The sequence below is a fragment of the Streptococcus sp. HMSC10E12 genome (genome assembly GCF_001807855.1).
GTDB lineage: Bacteria > Bacillota > Bacilli > Lactobacillales > Streptococcaceae > Streptococcus > Streptococcus salivarius.
On record NZ_KV791104.1, the window covers coordinates 208,259 to 209,305 of the forward strand.

Sequence of the window (1,047 nt, forward strand, 5' to 3'; positions counted from 1 at the left end):
GTAAGCCTGAATTTACTGAAGGTGACAGCCGTGTACCAATGAACGATGATGTTCCAGCAACCTTCGAAGATGGCACAACGACTAAGACAGTTGACGGTGTCGGTACATACACAGTAGCAGCGGACGGAACTGTAACCTTTGTTCCAGAAAAATCATTCGTCGGAACTGCACCAGCAGTGACTGTTGTTCGTGAAGATGTAAATGGTACTAAGGCTTCAGCGACTTACACACCAACCGTAACTTCAGTCACACCGACTGCAACACCGGCAGAATCAACAGGACCTCAAGGAGTAGTTCAGACGGGAACTGTAACCTTTACTGAGGGTGATTCAGTTGCTCCAATTGACAAAGATACTATTACCCTTCTTGATGAAAATGGCCAACCAGCAGCGGCGGTGTTTGCGAAATCACCAGCGGGCAATATTATTGGTACCTTCACAGTTGATAAAGACACAGGTGTCGTAACCTTCACACCAACGGATAAATCTTATTCAGGTGATGTTGTCCCAGTTAAAGTTCAAGCAGCTGATACAAATGGAACAACAGTAGAAACAACATACACACCTAAGATTACTCCAGTCGCTCCAACATCTGAAGATGCGACATCAACAGATATCCAAGGTGCAACACAAACAGGTAAACCAAGCTTCACCGAAGGAAATCCAAATGTTCCAATCGATGAAGATACTCCAGCTACTTTCGAAGATGGCTCAACGACTAAGACAGTAGATGGTGAAGGAACATACACTGTTTCTCCAGATGGAACCGTAACTTTCGTCCCAGAAAAATCATTCACTGGAACTGCTTCAGGCGTAACGGTTAAACGTGTTGATAAGAACGGTACTGAGATTACAGCTAAGTACACACCAACTGTGACACCAGTAACTCCAACTGCAACACCAGCTGAATCAACTGATATCCAAGGTGCTACACAAACTGGTAAGCCTGAATTTACTGAAGGTGACAGCCGTGTGCCTATGAACGATGATGTTCCAGCAACTTTCGATGATGGCTCAACTACGAAGACTGTAGATGGTGTTGGTACTT

1 pseudogene is annotated in these 1,047 nt (G+C 44.8%); it reads left to right on the plus strand.

The features are described 5' to 3' along the window. Positions 1-1,047, plus strand: a pseudogene (locus HMPREF3112_RS11760) (CshA family fibrillar surface protein C); the annotation flags it as partial.